Genomic DNA, 14,399 nt, shown 5'->3' on the forward strand with positions numbered 1-14,399 from the left:
TGTGCGGGCCATCGTCGTTTTACCGCCAGCGGCGTATAATGGCCACCCACTTCTCGTCACGATGCCCACCTATGCCGATTCTGCTGGCCCTTGATGCCTCCTCGAGTGCCTGTTCCGCCGCCGTGCTGCTGCAGCGCGAGGGTGGCGATGACATATTGGTCTCGCGTTTTGCGCTCACGCCCCGTGAGCATACTCGCCGCCTGCTGCCGATGGTCGACAAGGTGCTGGCCGAGGCCGGCCTCGCGCCTGCCGAGCTGGACGCCGTGGCCTATGGCCATGGTCCGGGCTCCTTCACTGGGTTGCGTATCGCGGCGGGCCTCGCCCAGGGGCTGGCCTACGGGCTGGATCGTCCCCTGCTCGGCGTTTCAACCCTGGAAGCCCTGGCTCTTGCTGCCCATCGCCGCCACGCCCTATCCCACGTCATCACCGCGCTGGACGCGCGCATGGGTGAAATCTACGTGGCGTCCTGGTTCTGTCACGAGGGGGTGACCGAGGCCCTGTCGCAGGAGGCTGTCATGCCTCCGGAGCGCCTGCAGCTGCCGGCAGCCCACGCATCGTGCGACTGGGTCGGCGTGGGCTCCGGCTGGACGCTACGAGAGACGATGCCGGACGAGATTCGCACAACGGTCCGCCAGGGCGACGCCACGCTGGAGCCGGCCGCCGAGGAGATGGTCCTGTTGGCGGCACGTGCCTATGCCGCCGGTGAACGTCATGCCGCCCATGATGTTCAGCCGGTCTATTTGCGCGACCAGGTTGCCTGGAAGAAGAGTCAGTGAGTGGTATGGACACCGAATGCAGGGTCGCGGTCGAGGGGGACGTGCTGGCACCGTTGGCCCAGCGCATGGGGCTTACGCTAGACGCGGCGGGTGGTGCCGAGCTGATATTGCGGCATGTGGACGGTGCCTTGGCTCTCTGCGGCGATCAAAAGCGCTACGGCAAACCCCTGGTGGTTGATTTCGTGTCCGGCCGTGCGGCGCACCGCAGGCGCTTCGGCGGTGGGCGCGGACAGCTGATCGCCCGGGCCTGTGGCCTGGGCGGTGGCGTCACCCCTAGCGTGGTGGATGCCACCGCAGGGCTGGGGCGGGATGCCTTCGTGCTGGCGAGTCTCGGCGCCCGGGTGCTGATGATCGAGCGCGTAGCTGTCATTCATGCGCTGCTGGAGGATGCCCTGATTCGCGCTCGCAACGATGCCGAGACGGCAGACATCGTCCAGCGCTTGGCGCTGGCCCATGGCGATGCCACCCGCCATCTGGCCGCTCTGGTTGCCGACAGCGGCGTGGCACCGCAGGTGGTCCATCTCGATCCCATGTTTCCCCACCGCGAGAAGTCGGCCCTGGTGAAGAAGGAGATGCGGCTGTTTCGGCTGCTGGCCGGCGATGACGACGATGCGCCGCGCCTGCTCGAGGCGGCTCTGGACGTGGCGACGCATCGGGTGGTGGTGAAGCGTCCGCGCAAGGCCCCGCCCATTGCCGGCCCCGCCCCCCGCCATGTCATCGAAGGCAAGACCAGCCGCTACGACCTTTACGTACATCGTTCACTGGCCTGACTCATGGCGCTGGCTCCCGTCGGCCTATCACCGAGTGACCAGTTGGAGCCGGTGACGAAGCTCAGTATCGAACAGCACCTGTGAACGCTGGGCAGCCTCGCATAGCTGCTCGTCGTACCACAGCCTGTCATTGGCTTCCCATATCCAGCCTTTGGCCTCGAGGCTGCGGATCAACCCGGCGAAGATATTGCGGTCGAAGAACTCCGGCGCATCCCGGCCGGAGAGAAGTGCCAGGCGTTCGGCCATCTGCCGGCTGCACTCGGTGAGGTCGTCCCGGCCCTGGCTCCCCGGCGGCTGGTTGAGCAGAGTGGCCAGCAGCAGGTAGCCGCGCTCGAGGGGAGGCTGCATCAACCGCCCCAGCAGGTTGAGCTGTTCGCCGGCCTCGAGTTCCTCGACGCGCAGCCAGGCACCTGCCTCCTTTGACAGAAGCCCCGCCTGGCCGAAGGCATCGAGCATGGTCGGCAGCATGCTGGCCAGGCTTGCCTCCTCGAGAAAGAGTTCCCGGGCGAGTATCGGCCAGGCGGGCTCGAGCAGGTGGAGCAGGCTGTCCAGGTCGTGCTGCGGGGCATGTCGGAAGGCAAAGGCGGTGAGCCCGGCCAGGGCGAAGAGATGCAGCACGTTGTTGCGGTACCACACCAGCAGGCTGGCCTGATCCGGCTTGGCCACCAGAATATCGCCCAGCGGGTGGGCGCGACGCTCGATCATGCCCAGCGCGATGACCTGCTCTATCCAGTCGCTCGGCGCGCCCTCCGGCAGCCTGACATCCAGACCTCCCGGGCAATACTGCTGCAGGCGAACAAGCAGAGCCAACTGACGTGTCATGAGGCTCTCCTCAAGGGCATCATGAGGCGTTGCCAGCAGCACCAGGGCAACGAGGTTGACCGGATTGAGGGCGGCGGCGGCGTTGATGCGTGTGGCCAGTTCAATGCCCAGCCGCGGTACCGCCTCGCCGAGCCAGGCGGGCTTCGGGTCGATCGGTGCGTTGCGCCAATCGGGATCCAGGCGGTTGAGGTAGTCGCCGAGCAGCAGCGGGTCACCGACGCTGACCGTGACCTGGCCGAAAGGCTGGCGCAGCTGACCGAGGACACGCAGCAGTGCCAGCGGACTCTCCTTGCGTTTCTTGCCACCGCGCAGCTCTCGCTGATAGCTGGCGTTTTCGATGATTCTCTCATAGCCGATATAGACCGGTATGAAGGCGAGTTTCGGCGGGCTGGTGGCGGCGGCGCTGCGGTGAAAGGAGCGCAGGGTCATCGCCAGCATGCCTGGCCGCGGCGTCAGCATGCGGCCGCTGCGCGAGCGGCCTCCCTCGATGAAGTATTCCAGCGGATGGCCCCTTGCCAGAAGGCGATGGAGGTACTCATTGAAGACGGCAGCATAGAGCGGTTTGTCGCGAAAGCTGCGGCGCATGAAGAAGGCGCCCCCGCGTCGCAGCAGGGGGCCGATCAGCGGGATATCGAGATTGCGCCCGGCAGCGACATGGGGTGGCATCAACCCGTCTCGATAGAGTACATAGGAGAGCAACAGATAATCGATATGGCTGCGGTGGCAGGGGACATAGACCAGAGTATGGTCGCCGGCCAGCTCCTTGACGCGCGACAGCCCCTGCACGTTGACGCCGTCATAGAGTCGATTCCAGAGGCGTCGTAGCAGCCCGTCCATGAAACGCAGCACCGGGTAGGTCATGCTGGAGGCGATCTCGCGACCGTAGCGCAGGGCGCGTTGCTCGAGGCGCTGTGGCGAGCGCTTCTCGCTCCTGGCGAGCTCCTCGATGACACGGCGGACCTCGGGGCTTCTGGCCACTCCTTCGATCAGGGTGCGACGATGGGAGAGGTCCGGACCCAGCACGCGGGTACGCATGCGCCGGAAATGAACGCGCAGCAGCCGGGCGGTCTTGCGGTTGGCCAGTGCCGGGCCGCGTGAATCGAGCAGGTCGCGAAGGCGCAGCGGAGCCCCGAAGTGGACCTCTACGTTGCGACCATTGACCAGTACCGACAGGGCGCGACGCATTCGTCCTGTCAGTCGCCAGCTATCGGCGGCGAGCATGCGCCAGAAACCGAAACGCTTGCCCGGAGCCCGGCCCCAGAACACGCTGACCGGCACCAGCTGCAGATCGGCATCGGGATCCGCCGCTAGCTGCTCCAGGGCCGTGATGAAGGGCGCTGGCTTGGCCGTCCCGCGCCGCCAGAGGCGTCGGCGCCGGGCTGGCAGGGGCAGGCACGCAGGCAGTTCGACGCCATGGATTCTGCGCTTTCCTTTGGCCGGCGGCAGCCCGTGGCGCTGACACAGGGCCTCCAGCAGCAGCGTGTCGGAGAGCGCCGGATGGGGCAGCACATAGAGGGTCGGCAGTCCCGGGTCGAGCGCCAGGGCATCGGGTGCAGGCTCGATCAGCCGGGTCTCCACACAGGCATTGACCAGGCGTCTGAGCAGACTGCGAAGGGGAGCGAGAAGGGGAAGAGCAAGGGCCATCCGGTTGCCTCTGCTGGGGGCGAGGCGCCAGTATAGCCTTGCCCCGTCCATCGGGTCAGGTGCTTTCCCTCGGCGTGCAAACGTGCGTCAATTCAGCCACGCAACTGAATACGGGAGACATGCCATGCATGGCGTGTGGCGGGATGGCAATCGGTTCCAGCTGCTGGCGGAGTCATCGCGCTTCTTGCCGGCGATGTTCGATGCCATCGAGGAGGCGCGCCATTCGATACTGATCGAACTCTATCTGATGGAGTCGGGACGGCTGACAACGGCGCTGCTCAATGCCCTGATTCGGGCATCCGAGCGGGGGGTGAAGGTTGCCCTGATGCTGGATGGCTACGGTGCCAGGGGCTTGCTCGGGGAGGATCGGCAGCGTATCGAGGTCGCCGGCATAGCATTGCGGCTGTTCAATCCGCTGGGCTTTCATTCCCTGGCGCGCAACCTGACCCGGGATCATCGCAAGGTGGTGATAGTGGACGGCCGGGTGGCTTTTACCGGCGGCTTCGGCGCCGTCGATGAGTTTCTGAGTGCCTGGTACGAGGTGGCGGTGCGTATCGAGGGCCCGGTGGTGGCCGACTGGGTACGGCTCTTCTCCCGGCTCTGGGACTCGCCCATGACACGCGGCGAAGGGGCGCCCTCCCTGGTGCGTGAAGTGGGCCTCCGGTTGACGCAGCGTGAGGACTATCGGGGCATGCGCGGCCGGGTTGTCTGGGGTCAGGGCTATCGCTATCAGGCGATTCGACACTCCCTCTATGCCCGGGTCTCCGCGGCACAGCGGCGTATCTGGCTCTGCACACCCTATTTCGTGCCTACCTTCAGCCTGCGTTTGCGACTGGTACGGGCGGCGCGGCGCGGGGTCGATGTACGGCTTCTGCTGCCGGGGAAGGATCACGACCACCCCGGGGTTCGCTATGCCGGCCAGCGCTTCTATCGTCGAATGCTCAAGGCCGGGGTGCGGATCTTTGAATTTGAACCCAGTTTCATTCACGCCAAGTTCACCCTGGTGGACAACTGGTCGAGCATCGGCTCGTGCAACTTCGATCACTGGAGCCTGCACTGGAATCTGGAGGCCAACCAGGAAGTGGACGATGCCCGCTTTGCCGGTGAGGTTGCTGCCCTGTTTGAGCGCAACTTCTCGGCCAGCCAGGAGATCACCCGGAAGGGGTGGGCGCGACGCCCCCGCTGGCAGAAGTTCAAGGAGTGGGTGTTCGGCCGGGTGGACGGCTGGCTGACGCGGCTGCGTTAGCTCCAGCGCCAGCGCTTCCGGGTAATTCGTTCTGTTGCGCTACCGTGCCCATTGGTAACACAGGCAAGACTACCGTTTGCCGCCGTGTTTGCCGGGGCGGCGGGCGGCGGGCTTCTTCTTGCGCGGCATAGGCTTGGGTGTCTCCGGCGGTACCCGGTAATGCAGGTAGAGATCCAGCACCAGTTCCGGCAGCTGGTCGACGAGCGACTGAAGCCGTGCCGTGTCGGTGGCGAGCTCCGCCATGTCGGGTTCGTCTTCGAACAGGCCTGAAAGCGCCATGAAGGGCAGCAGTAGGGTGGCCACGGTCTCTTCGTCGTGCTCGAACCAGGACGCCTCATCCAGGAAAACCCCTTCCATGAATCCGGCGCACCAGTCGCCGATGGGTGTTTCCTCCGGCGCCAGGCCGTCCAGGGCGGTATCGAAGGGAAGCTCCGGGAGCCCGCCCTGCTCGAGGGTGTCGATGGCGTTATGCCGCAGGCGCTCCAGCAGGCCGAGGATCTCGCTGCGCTCGGCATCGTCGGCGAAGGCGGGCTCGCCCTGGAAGAGTTCGGCGATCCAGGTGGCGCTCTCGATTTCGCTCGGGGCGACAGCCAGGGCTACCAGGAAGCCGTGGGCCGAGATGAGGTCCAGGGCATCGGGGTCGACGTGGTCGGACTCCAGGTACTCGTCGAGCCTTTCGAGCGCTTCATCCTCGAGCAATGGCTGGGGCTGGGGCGTGTCGGACATGGGGCCTCTCGCTGGCGGCGGGTCGGATAAGGGTGTGTCGGAATCGGAAAAGGGCCTTGTGCCGGCCTGGGCTGGACGTCGCCCTCCAGGGCCTCCATTCTAGCACCCTGGTCTCATCCGGTCCTTCTCATGCGCTACCGGCCGAACCAGGAATCTGCTCCAGGCCCCGCCTGCACCAGGAGACCCTTCGCTTCGCCATGAACCTTCCCGCTACTGTTCTCAAGCGTCCCATTGCCGCTTCGAACCGGCCGGCACTTCCCGACCCGGGGGCGACCTGGTTGAATCAGCTCGACGACTCGGCGCTGCAGCAGGCTCTGCTCGACCGGGTCGACGCCGCCTGGAGCCTTTGTGTCGAAGTCCATCCCGATTTGCCGCGGCCACGGGTCTGGTGCGACCTGCGTGGCAAATGCGCGGGCCAGGCGCACTATGGGCGCGGTGGTCTGCGCTTCAACCCGGTGCTCTATCGAGAAAATCGCCACGCTTATCTGGTCGAGGTGGTGCCCCACGAGATGGCCCACTGGTTGGTTCACCATCTCAGCGATGGCCACCGGGCGCGCCCCCATGGCCGCGAGTGGCGCACGGTTATGGAACAGCTTTTCGGCCTCGAGCCCCGGGTGACCCATGCCTTCGATACGGGACGGGCGAGTCCTGCACCCTACCGCTACGTCTGCCGCTGCCGTGAGCACGCCTTTACCGCACGACGTCACTCCCTGGCGCGCCGAGGCAGGGGCTACCGCTGTCGTCACTGTGCTCAGACCTTGGTCTATCAGCCGTTTGTAGAGCCTTAAAGCATATCCAACTATTTGAAATAAAAAAGAAAAATCTTGATACCAAGGTCTAAGGGGAAGGTCGTTACAGGAGGTATATGCTGGAGGGACATCATGGTGCCGGCGCAACCAACAATAATGCTGCCGGCGGTATCCACAGAGAGTGGTGCATCTCCTGGAAGAGGCTATTCAATGACCGAACAGCAGAAAGTCCATCCGGTAAGCGACGACTTTGCCGCCAACGCCTGGGTAGATAAGGAAAAGTATCAGTCCATGTACCAGCAGTCCGTTGACGACCCTGAGGGGTTCTGGGCGGAACAGGCCAAGCGTGTCGACTGGATCAAGGCGCCGACGAAGATCAAGAATACCACTTTCGATTCGCATAACGTCGATATCCGCTGGTTCGAGGATGGCACCCTGAACGCTAGCGTCAGTTGCCTCGACCGCCACCTGGAAACGCGTGGCGACCAGACCGCCATCATCTGGGAAGGCGATGATCCCAAGGACGCCAAGCATGTCACTTACCGCGAGCTGCATGCCAAGACCTGCCAGCTTGCTAACGCGCTGAAGGAACTCGGCATTGGCAAGGGCGATGTGGTGACCCTCTACATGCCGATGATTCCCGAGGCGGCCGTGGCCATGCTGGCCTGCGCTCGTATCGGTGCGGTACATTCGGTGGTGTTCGGTGGCTTCTCCCCCGACGCCCTGGCCCAGCGCATCAACGGTGCCGACTCGAAGCTCGTGATTACCGCCGATGAGTCGGTGCGTGGTGGCAAGCAGGTGCCGTTGAAGGATAATGTCGATGCTGCCCTGACACGCAAGGGCACCGAGGTATGCAAGAACGTGCTGGTGGTCAAGCGCACCGGCGGCGAGATCGACTGGAACGATAGCCGTGACGTCTGGTATCACGATCTGGTCGACAAACAGGCTACCGAGTGCCCCGCCGAAGAGATGAACGCCGAGGACCCGCTGTTCATTCTCTACACCTCCGGCTCTACCGGAGCCCCCAAGGGCCTCAAGCACACGACTGGCGGCTATCTGGTCTATGCCAGCCTGACCCACCAGTACATCTTTGATTATCAGGATGGTGAGGTCTACTGGTGTACCGCCGACGTGGGCTGGGTCACCGGGCACAGCTACATCGTTTACGGGCCGCTGGCCAACGGGGCCACCACACTGATGTTCGAGGGTGTGCCGAGCTACCCGAGCCACGGCCGTATGGGCGAGATCGTCGACAAGCACAATGTGGCGATTCTCTACACAGCGCCAACCGCCATCCGTGCCCTGATGGCACATGGCGATGCGGTCATGGACTCCAGCAAGCGCGACAGCCTGCGCCTGCTTGGCTCGGTAGGGGAGCCCATCAACCCCGAGGCGTGGGAGTGGTTCTACCGGGTGATCGGCAACTCCAAGTGCCCCATCGTCGATACCTGGTGGCAGACCGAGACCGGCGGCATCCTGATTTCGCCGCTGCCCGGCGCCATGGACCTGAAGCCGGGTTCGGCCACGCTGCCGTTCTTTGGCGTGATGCCGGCACTGGTCGACAGCGAAGGCAACGAACTCAAGGGCGTCGCCGACGGCAACCTTGTCATTCTCGACTCCTGGCCGGGCCAGGCCCGCTCGATCTGGGGCGACCACGATCGCTTCGTCCAGACCTACTTCTCCACCTACAAGGGGATGTACTTCACCGGTGACGGCTGTCGTCGTGACGAGGACGGCTACTACTGGATCACCGGGCGGGTCGATGACGTGCTCAATGTGTCCGGCCATCGCATGGGCACCGCCGAGATTGAATCCTCGCTGGTGGCTCACGAGGCCGTGGCCGAGGCCGCGGTGGTTGGCTTCCCCCATGACATCAAGGGCCAGGGCATCTATATCTACGTGACCCTGACCGATGGCGTCGAGCCCAGCGACGAGCTCAAGAAAGAGCTGACCCAGTGGGTACGCAAGGATATCGGCCCGATCGCTTCCCCGGACGTCATCCAGTGGGCGCCGGGTCTGCCCAAGACCCGCTCGGGCAAGATCATGCGCCGCATACTGCGCAAGATCGCTGCCAACGAAACCGACGGCCTGGGCGATACCAGCACCCTGGCCGATCCGAGCGTGGTCGACGATCTGATCGAGAATCGCGCGATCAAGTAATGAAGTTGCGGTACGGAATACTGCCGGCCCTCGGGCCGGCTTTTTCGATTCAACCGGCGGCAACGATGGCCTTGAGCAGCTCGGCCTTGCTCATGCGGCTGCGGCCGGGAACGTCGTGTTGTTGGGCGCGCGCATAGAGTTCGTCTCGGGAGAGATTTTCCAGCTCGGTAGTGGGACTCTTGTCACGGGCGGCTGTCTTCCGGGTCGTGTCGCGCTTGCTGGCCTGCTTGCGCTTCTCTGCTTTCTGGCCCTGGCGACTCGAGGTGTCGCTGTCGCTCTCTTGTCCTCCCGGGGGGCGGCCTTCGGCCAGGCTCTGCTTGAGCACTTGCATCAGGTCGATGACTTCGCCGCCCTGTTCCGGCTCCACATCCGGCTCGCTCTCCTCCTCACCCAAGGTGATGACGTCCTTGCCGCGGGATAGCTTCTCCTCGGCTCGCGCGACGATTCGCTGGCTCTGCAGGTCCTGTAGCTCGTCGCGCTCGAAGTCATCTTCCGCTAAAGCTTCGATGGCCTTTTGCATGGCCTTGACTCGCTGCTTGTCGGGTTTGGTTGGTGCGGGCAGGCCGATATCCTCCGGCGCCCGTACCTCCTCGGCAAAGCGCAGCGTCTCGGCACGCAGGATGCCTTTCTCCGCAATGATTGCCACGAGATATTCCTTACCGCGCATGACGAAGGTGGCGATGCCGGCCCGCCCGGTGGCCTCCATGCTCTCGGCCAGCAGGCGGTAGGCCTTGGTCACGCCCTTGTCGGGGGTCATGAAGTAGGCGCGCTGGAAATACATCGGGTCGATCTCGTCGAGGCCGACGAAGCGCTTTAGGTCGATTTCCTGTGACTTTTCGGGAGCCAGCGACTCGAGTTCGCGATCTTCCACTACCACGAATTCGTTCTTCTCGACTTCGTAGCCGCGAACCAGCTCGTCGTAGTCGAGCACGCGTTGCTCCAGCTCGCAGAAGTAGCGCCGTGCCAGCGGCGTGCCTTCCGAGTCGACCATGCGAAGCGATACAGTCTTGGGCCGGTTGGCCGGGTAGAGGTTGACCGGGAGGCTGACCAGGCCGAAGGTGATGGTACCCGACCACAGCGGGCGTGGGCCGCTGGCGTGAAAGCGTTTCTTCTCGTCGCGCTTCGCCGATGGGTCCTTGCGCTTGTCCTTCTCCTTCTCTTTGCCTTTAGTCTGGGGCTTGCTCTGGCTAGGCACGCTTGCGTTCCTTCTTCAGGCTGGCTTCGAGCGCCTTGGAAAGGTCGTCGGAAGCCTTGCGGCGACGAATGGGGGTGACCTTGACGCTCTTGCCATGCTGTTTGGCCTCGATCAGTTCCATTACTCGTTCACGATATTCGTCGTGGTACTCTTCGGGATCGAACTCCGCTTCCAGCATGCCGATCAACTGCCTTGCCATGTCGAGCTCTTTTGTATCCAGCGGCTTGCCCCCGGGCGGCTCCAGAGCCTCGACCGGGACCACCTGCTCTGCGTGGCGCAGCGACATCAACATGGGTACGCCCCGGTGCAGGCGCAGCGCGCCGACATAGCGCTTCTTGCGCATGATCCAGCGGGCCAGGCCCTCCTTGCCGCTCTTCTCCAGGGCCTCGGCCAAGGTGAAGTAGAGCGACTCGCTGCCGTCGGGACCGAGATAGTAGGGGCGGTCGTACCAGCGGTGGTCGATCGCCTGGGACGGCATGAAGCGGATCACCTCGATGTCGCGACCCGAGTCGGGCTCCAGCGCCTCCAGCTCCTCCTTGTCGAACACCACCAGACTGCCCTCGCCGGTGCGAAAGGCACGCCGGGTTTCTGCGTAGGGCACGATTTCGTCGGTCTCGGGATTGACCATGGCCTGCTTGACCGGTGAGCGGTCCTTCTCGTGGAGCAGGCGGAAATGCACGCTGCGATCCTGCACCGCCGAATAGAGCTTGACCGGTACCTGAACCTCGCCGAAGCGGATCACGCCTTTCCACATCGCTCGTGCCGCCATTAGCCCTCCTCCCGCTCATGGGTGTGTTGTGAGCGCTGAGTTGCATCCTCATGGCATTCCGGGCAGAGCGTTTCGCGGCTCTCTAAGCGCTCCGCCACGCAAGCCGGACAGATCGGCCGATCACAGTCGATGCAGTGATAGCCTGCCTCGTAATGAAAGGTGCGCAGGCGGAACTGGCAGGTCTCGGGTCCGGACTCCAGCCACCAGTGTGCTTCGCTCATGTCGTATCCCTCGCTCCGTACTGCTGCCTATTTCACGCCGACGCGCTTGAGCAGGTCGGCATCCAGTGGGCGAGCCCCCTCGGCGAAGCCCGTCCAGGGGTCCTCGCGCAGCGCCGAGAGCCGTCGGCGCAGGTTTTCGACGTTGTAACGGTCGGCGCGCAGCGCAGCGTTGAGTTCGTCCCAACGGATCGGCACGGCGACCGGCGCCCCCTTGCGTGCACGTACCGTGTAGGAGGCGACGGCCGTTGCGCCGCGGCCGTTGCGCAGGTAATCGATGAAGATGCGACCCTTACGCTTGGCCTTGGACATGTTGGTGGTCAGCCGCTGGGGATCATCCCTGGCGTGGGCCTCGGCTACGCCCTTGGCGAAGGCCTTGGCCTGGTCCCACTCGGCGGCGGGCTCGATCGGCACCACTAGATGCAGTCCCTTGCCCCCGGTAGTGCGCACAAAGGGTGTGAGACCCAGCGATTCGATGCGCTCGCGCAGGGTGCGGGCCACGCGCAGAATCTCCTTCCAGGCGATGCCTTCATCGGGGTCGAGATCGAACACCAGATTGTCGGGCTGTTCGAGATGGTCGATGCGACTGCCCCAGGGGTGGATCTCCAGCGCGCCGGCCTGCACCAGGCCCACCAGGTCCGCGGCCGACTCGACATAGACATATTCAGCGCTGCCCTTTTTTTCCGGCACATCGACACGGGGTACGCTTGACGGTATGGCTCGCTGGGGATGCTTCTGAAAGAAGCACTCGTCGTCGCGTCCCTGGGGGCAGCGCACCAGGGAGAGCGGCCTCCGGGCCAGGTGGGGCAGGACCCACTCGTGGATCTGGTCGTAGAATCGCGCCAGGTCGAGCTTGGTCAGGCCCTGCTCGGGAAACAGAATCCGGTCGGGACTGGTGATGCGCACCCCGAGCAACGAGGTCTCGCCCTTGCGCTTGCGAGGGGCTGGCTCGGCCGACTTCGTGTTCTCCTCCGGAGCGCCTTCGGCAGCCATCTCCTTGATCGGGGTCATGCGGATCTCCTTCGGGTTGCGGTCCTCACGCAGGCCGCGAAAGGCCGGATGGCGCAGGCGGCCGTCACGAGTGCGCTCGGTAAACTCCACCTCGATCACCAGCTCGGGTCGCACCCAGTGTACGGAGCGGCTATCCGGCACACCGCCATGAAAGGGGGAGCGTTTGACTTCCAGCTCCTGCAGTGTGGCGCCAAGTCTTTCCAGCAGCCGATGGCTGAAGCCGGTCCCCACGCGTCCGGCGTAGACCAGCCCCTCCTTGCCGTAGGCCCCCATCAGCAGCGAGCCAAAGCCCTTGCGTGAGCCGCCGGGCTCGGTATAGCCGCCGACAACGAACTCCTCATGGCTGACGCACTTGACCTTGAGCCAGTCGCGGCTGCGTTTCTGCTGGTATCGGCTGTCGGCGCGCTTGCAGATGATGCCTTCGAGCCCCATCTGGCAGGCGCGCTCGTGAAAGGCCTTGCCCTGGGTGTCGAGGTGGTCGGAGTAGCGAATCTTGCCTTCCTTCATGCCGGCATCGGCGAGCAGCGCCTCCAGGGTGCGCTTGCGCTCCAGCAGGGTAACGCTTGCCAGGTCATGGCCCTGGAAATAAGGGAGATCAAAGACCTGGTAGACGAGGGCGGACGTGCGGCCGCTGGAGAGAGCCTCCTGGAGTTCGCTGAAGCGGCTCACGCCATCCCTGCCCATGGCCACCACTTCGCCATCGAGCAGCGCCGAATCCACCGCCAGAGGTTCCAGCGCCTCCGCGATTTCGCGAAAGCGGCGGGTCCAATCCTTGCCGTTGCGGGTGATCAATCTCACATTCCCTGCTTCCAGGCGGGCAAGCAGACGGTAGCCGTCGAGCTTGATCTCGTGAATCCAGTTGCCCTTGGTGGGCACTTCGCGGGCAAGGGTGGCCAATTGAGGCTTGACGTCGCGGGGAAGCCTGGCTTTGCGGGCGCCGCGAAGGGCCTTCGGGTCGAGTGGATCGCCGTCGAGAGTCTCGTCCGTGTCGTTGGTCGTACACCAGGTGTGATCTCGATCGTCGGCGATCTCCTCCATGCTGCGTCCGCTGGCGATGCTGGTGTCGAGATCGACCGTGAGCGAATCGTCCATGCGCTGGTTGTCATCGCTGCGCTTGATCATCAGCCAGTTGCGTCCATGCTTGTCCTGGCGCTTGCCGCTCATGCGGGTCAGGGTCCAACTGCCCTTGAGCCGTTCGCCATCGAGCTCGATGTCGAGGCGGTCCTTGGTCGACTTGCCTTTGATCTGCCAAGCGCCGCAATCCCACAGCATGACGGTGCCGCCGCCGTAGGATTTCTCAGGTATCACGCCTTCGAACTCGCCATACTCCAGAGGATGGTCTTCGACCTCTACGGCAAGGCGCTTCTCACCGGGCACAAGGCTCGGCCCCTTGGGTAGCGCCCAGCTGCGCAGCACGCCGTCCTGCTCCAGGCGCAGGTCAAAGTGATCATGGCTCGCCGCGTGCTTGTGCATGATGTAAAGCTTGCCTGTCGCCGAAGTCGCTCCTTCCTCGCCGGCAGGCTCGAGGCTGTTCTCGAAGTCTCGCTTGCGGTGGTACTCCTTGAGTTTCTTCATCGGCATCATCCTTGGCCGCTGAGCTGCCATTTCACTATCCGTATTTCCAGCCTAGTCGTGCTGCAGGGAAGCGCCATAGTCTCGAAACGCAGCGAGCCCCGACGTTATCGCCGAGGCCCGCGTTCGGGAGTAGATAGAAGCCGAATCGGCAGGCTGGACTCAACTGGCCATAAGCACCTTCTTGCGTGCCTGCATCTTTTCGCCGAGCTCTTCGAGTTCACTCTGCGACATGGTCTTCCTGGCTTGAGGAAACATCTCTTCCTCTTCCTCTTCGGCATGGTGTTCGATCAGTTCCTTGAGCACCTTGGCACGGCCGGAAAACTGGGTGCCGCCGGGGTCGGTCTTCTTGAGATCGGGCAATACCAGCTCTTCGACGGCGCGATGCTCCTCGTGAGCCTCGTAATACATGACATCGTTGGTCTTGCCGCTAGCCTTCTTGAAGGCAGGGTAGAAAATCTCTTCCTCGATCTGGGTGTGAACCCGTATTTCCTTTTCGATCTTGGCCAACAGTTCAGGGCGCTTCTTTTCAGCACGCTCCGTCGTATTTACCAGTTGGTTGAGTAGATCGCGTACTGTCTCATGGTCTTCCTTGAGCAGCTCGAGAGCGTTCATAGGTCATCTCCTTGATGTCACGTTTGATGTCCCGTCCTGTGGGCATCAAGCCTAGGCGCTGGGCTCGGTAGGCTCCCAAGGCCACGCCTGGCTATGAGGTGAAGGTTAGTCGGCCACGAAAGCCTG

General features: G+C 63.8%; 12 protein-coding genes. 5 read left to right on the plus strand and 7 right to left on the minus strand.

The window, feature by feature from the left end; genetic code table 11:
* Positions 1-71 precede the first annotated feature (71 nt).
* Together tsaB and LOKO_RS03190 are read left to right on the plus strand one after the other, a co-directional pair.
* Positions 72-776, plus strand: coding sequence for a tRNA (adenosine(37)-N6)-threonylcarbamoyltransferase complex dimerization subunit type 1 TsaB (tsaB, locus tag LOKO_RS03185; RefSeq protein WP_066444937.1), 705 nt, complete (start codon positions 72-74; stop codon positions 774-776).
* Between the two features lie 65 nt (positions 777-841).
* Positions 842-1,546: a class I SAM-dependent methyltransferase gene (locus LOKO_RS03190; protein ID WP_066452196.1), complete on the plus strand. Its 705-nt coding sequence runs from the start codon at positions 842-844 to the stop codon at positions 1,544-1,546.
* A gap of 27 nt (positions 1,547-1,573) precedes the next feature.
* Here LOKO_RS03190 and plsB read toward each other — a convergent pair whose 3' ends face one another.
* Positions 1,574-4,012 carry a glycerol-3-phosphate 1-O-acyltransferase PlsB gene (gene plsB, locus LOKO_RS03195; RefSeq protein ID WP_066444939.1) on the minus strand — a complete coding sequence of 813 codons (2,439 nt, stop codon included), beginning with the start codon at positions 4,010-4,012 and terminating at the stop codon, positions 1,574-1,576.
* A 124-nt stretch (positions 4,013-4,136) separates the two neighbouring features.
* Here plsB and LOKO_RS03200 point away from each other — a divergent pair, with 124 nt between their 5' ends.
* On the plus strand, positions 4,137-5,258 hold the full coding sequence (locus LOKO_RS03200; protein WP_066444942.1) for a phospholipase D-like domain-containing protein: 1,122 nt from the start codon (positions 4,137-4,139) through the stop codon (positions 5,256-5,258).
* Positions 5,259-5,327: 69 nt separating this feature from the next.
* Here the strand turns inward: LOKO_RS03200 and LOKO_RS03205 are convergent, their stop codons facing one another.
* Positions 5,328-5,984 carry a YecA/YgfB family protein gene (locus LOKO_RS03205; RefSeq protein WP_066444944.1) on the minus strand — a complete coding sequence of 219 codons (657 nt, stop codon included), beginning with the start codon at positions 5,982-5,984 and terminating at the stop codon, positions 5,328-5,330.
* A 197-nt stretch (positions 5,985-6,181) separates the two neighbouring features.
* Here LOKO_RS03205 and LOKO_RS03210 point away from each other — a divergent pair, with 197 nt between their 5' ends.
* Positions 6,182-6,772: a SprT family zinc-dependent metalloprotease gene (locus tag LOKO_RS03210; protein WP_066444946.1), complete on the plus strand. Its 591-nt coding sequence runs from the start codon at positions 6,182-6,184 to the stop codon at positions 6,770-6,772.
* Positions 6,773-6,943: 171 nt separating this feature from the next.
* Entirely contained in the window at positions 6,944-8,893 is a 1,950-nt protein-coding gene (gene acs / locus LOKO_RS03215) for an acetate--CoA ligase (protein ID WP_066444950.1), read from the plus strand.
* A 49-nt stretch (positions 8,894-8,942) separates the two neighbouring features.
* Here the strand turns inward: acs and ku (LOKO_RS03220) are convergent, their stop codons facing one another.
* From ku (LOKO_RS03220) to LOKO_RS03240, 5 genes are all read right to left on the minus strand, one after another.
* Entirely contained in the window at positions 8,943-10,088 is a 1,146-nt protein-coding gene (gene ku / locus LOKO_RS03220) for a non-homologous end joining protein Ku (RefSeq protein WP_066444953.1), read from the minus strand.
* Positions 10,081-10,857 (minus strand): non-homologous end joining protein Ku, encoded by a 777-nt coding sequence (gene ku / locus LOKO_RS03225; RefSeq protein ID WP_066444961.1) that lies wholly within the window; start codon positions 10,855-10,857, stop codon positions 10,081-10,083. The genes ku (LOKO_RS03220) and ku (LOKO_RS03225) overlap by 8 nt, the downstream gene beginning before the upstream one ends.
* On the minus strand, positions 10,857-11,078 hold the full coding sequence (locus tag LOKO_RS03230) for a hypothetical protein (RefSeq protein WP_066444965.1): 222 nt from the start codon (positions 11,076-11,078) through the stop codon (positions 10,857-10,859). Before LOKO_RS03230 ends, ku (LOKO_RS03225) begins: the two co-directional genes overlap by 1 nt.
* 27 nt (positions 11,079-11,105) lie before the next feature.
* Entirely contained in the window at positions 11,106-13,661 is a 2,556-nt protein-coding gene (ligD, locus tag LOKO_RS03235; RefSeq protein ID WP_066444966.1) for a DNA ligase D, read from the minus strand.
* 159 nt (positions 13,662-13,820) lie between these two features.
* On the minus strand, positions 13,821-14,273 hold the full coding sequence (locus LOKO_RS03240; protein WP_066444969.1) for a hemerythrin domain-containing protein: 453 nt from the start codon (positions 14,271-14,273) through the stop codon (positions 13,821-13,823).
* Positions 14,274-14,399 lie beyond the last annotated feature (126 nt).

It is taken from the genome of Halomonas chromatireducens (assembly GCF_001545155.1).
In the GTDB taxonomy this organism is placed as follows: Bacteria; Pseudomonadota; Gammaproteobacteria; order Pseudomonadales; family Halomonadaceae; genus Halomonas; species Halomonas chromatireducens.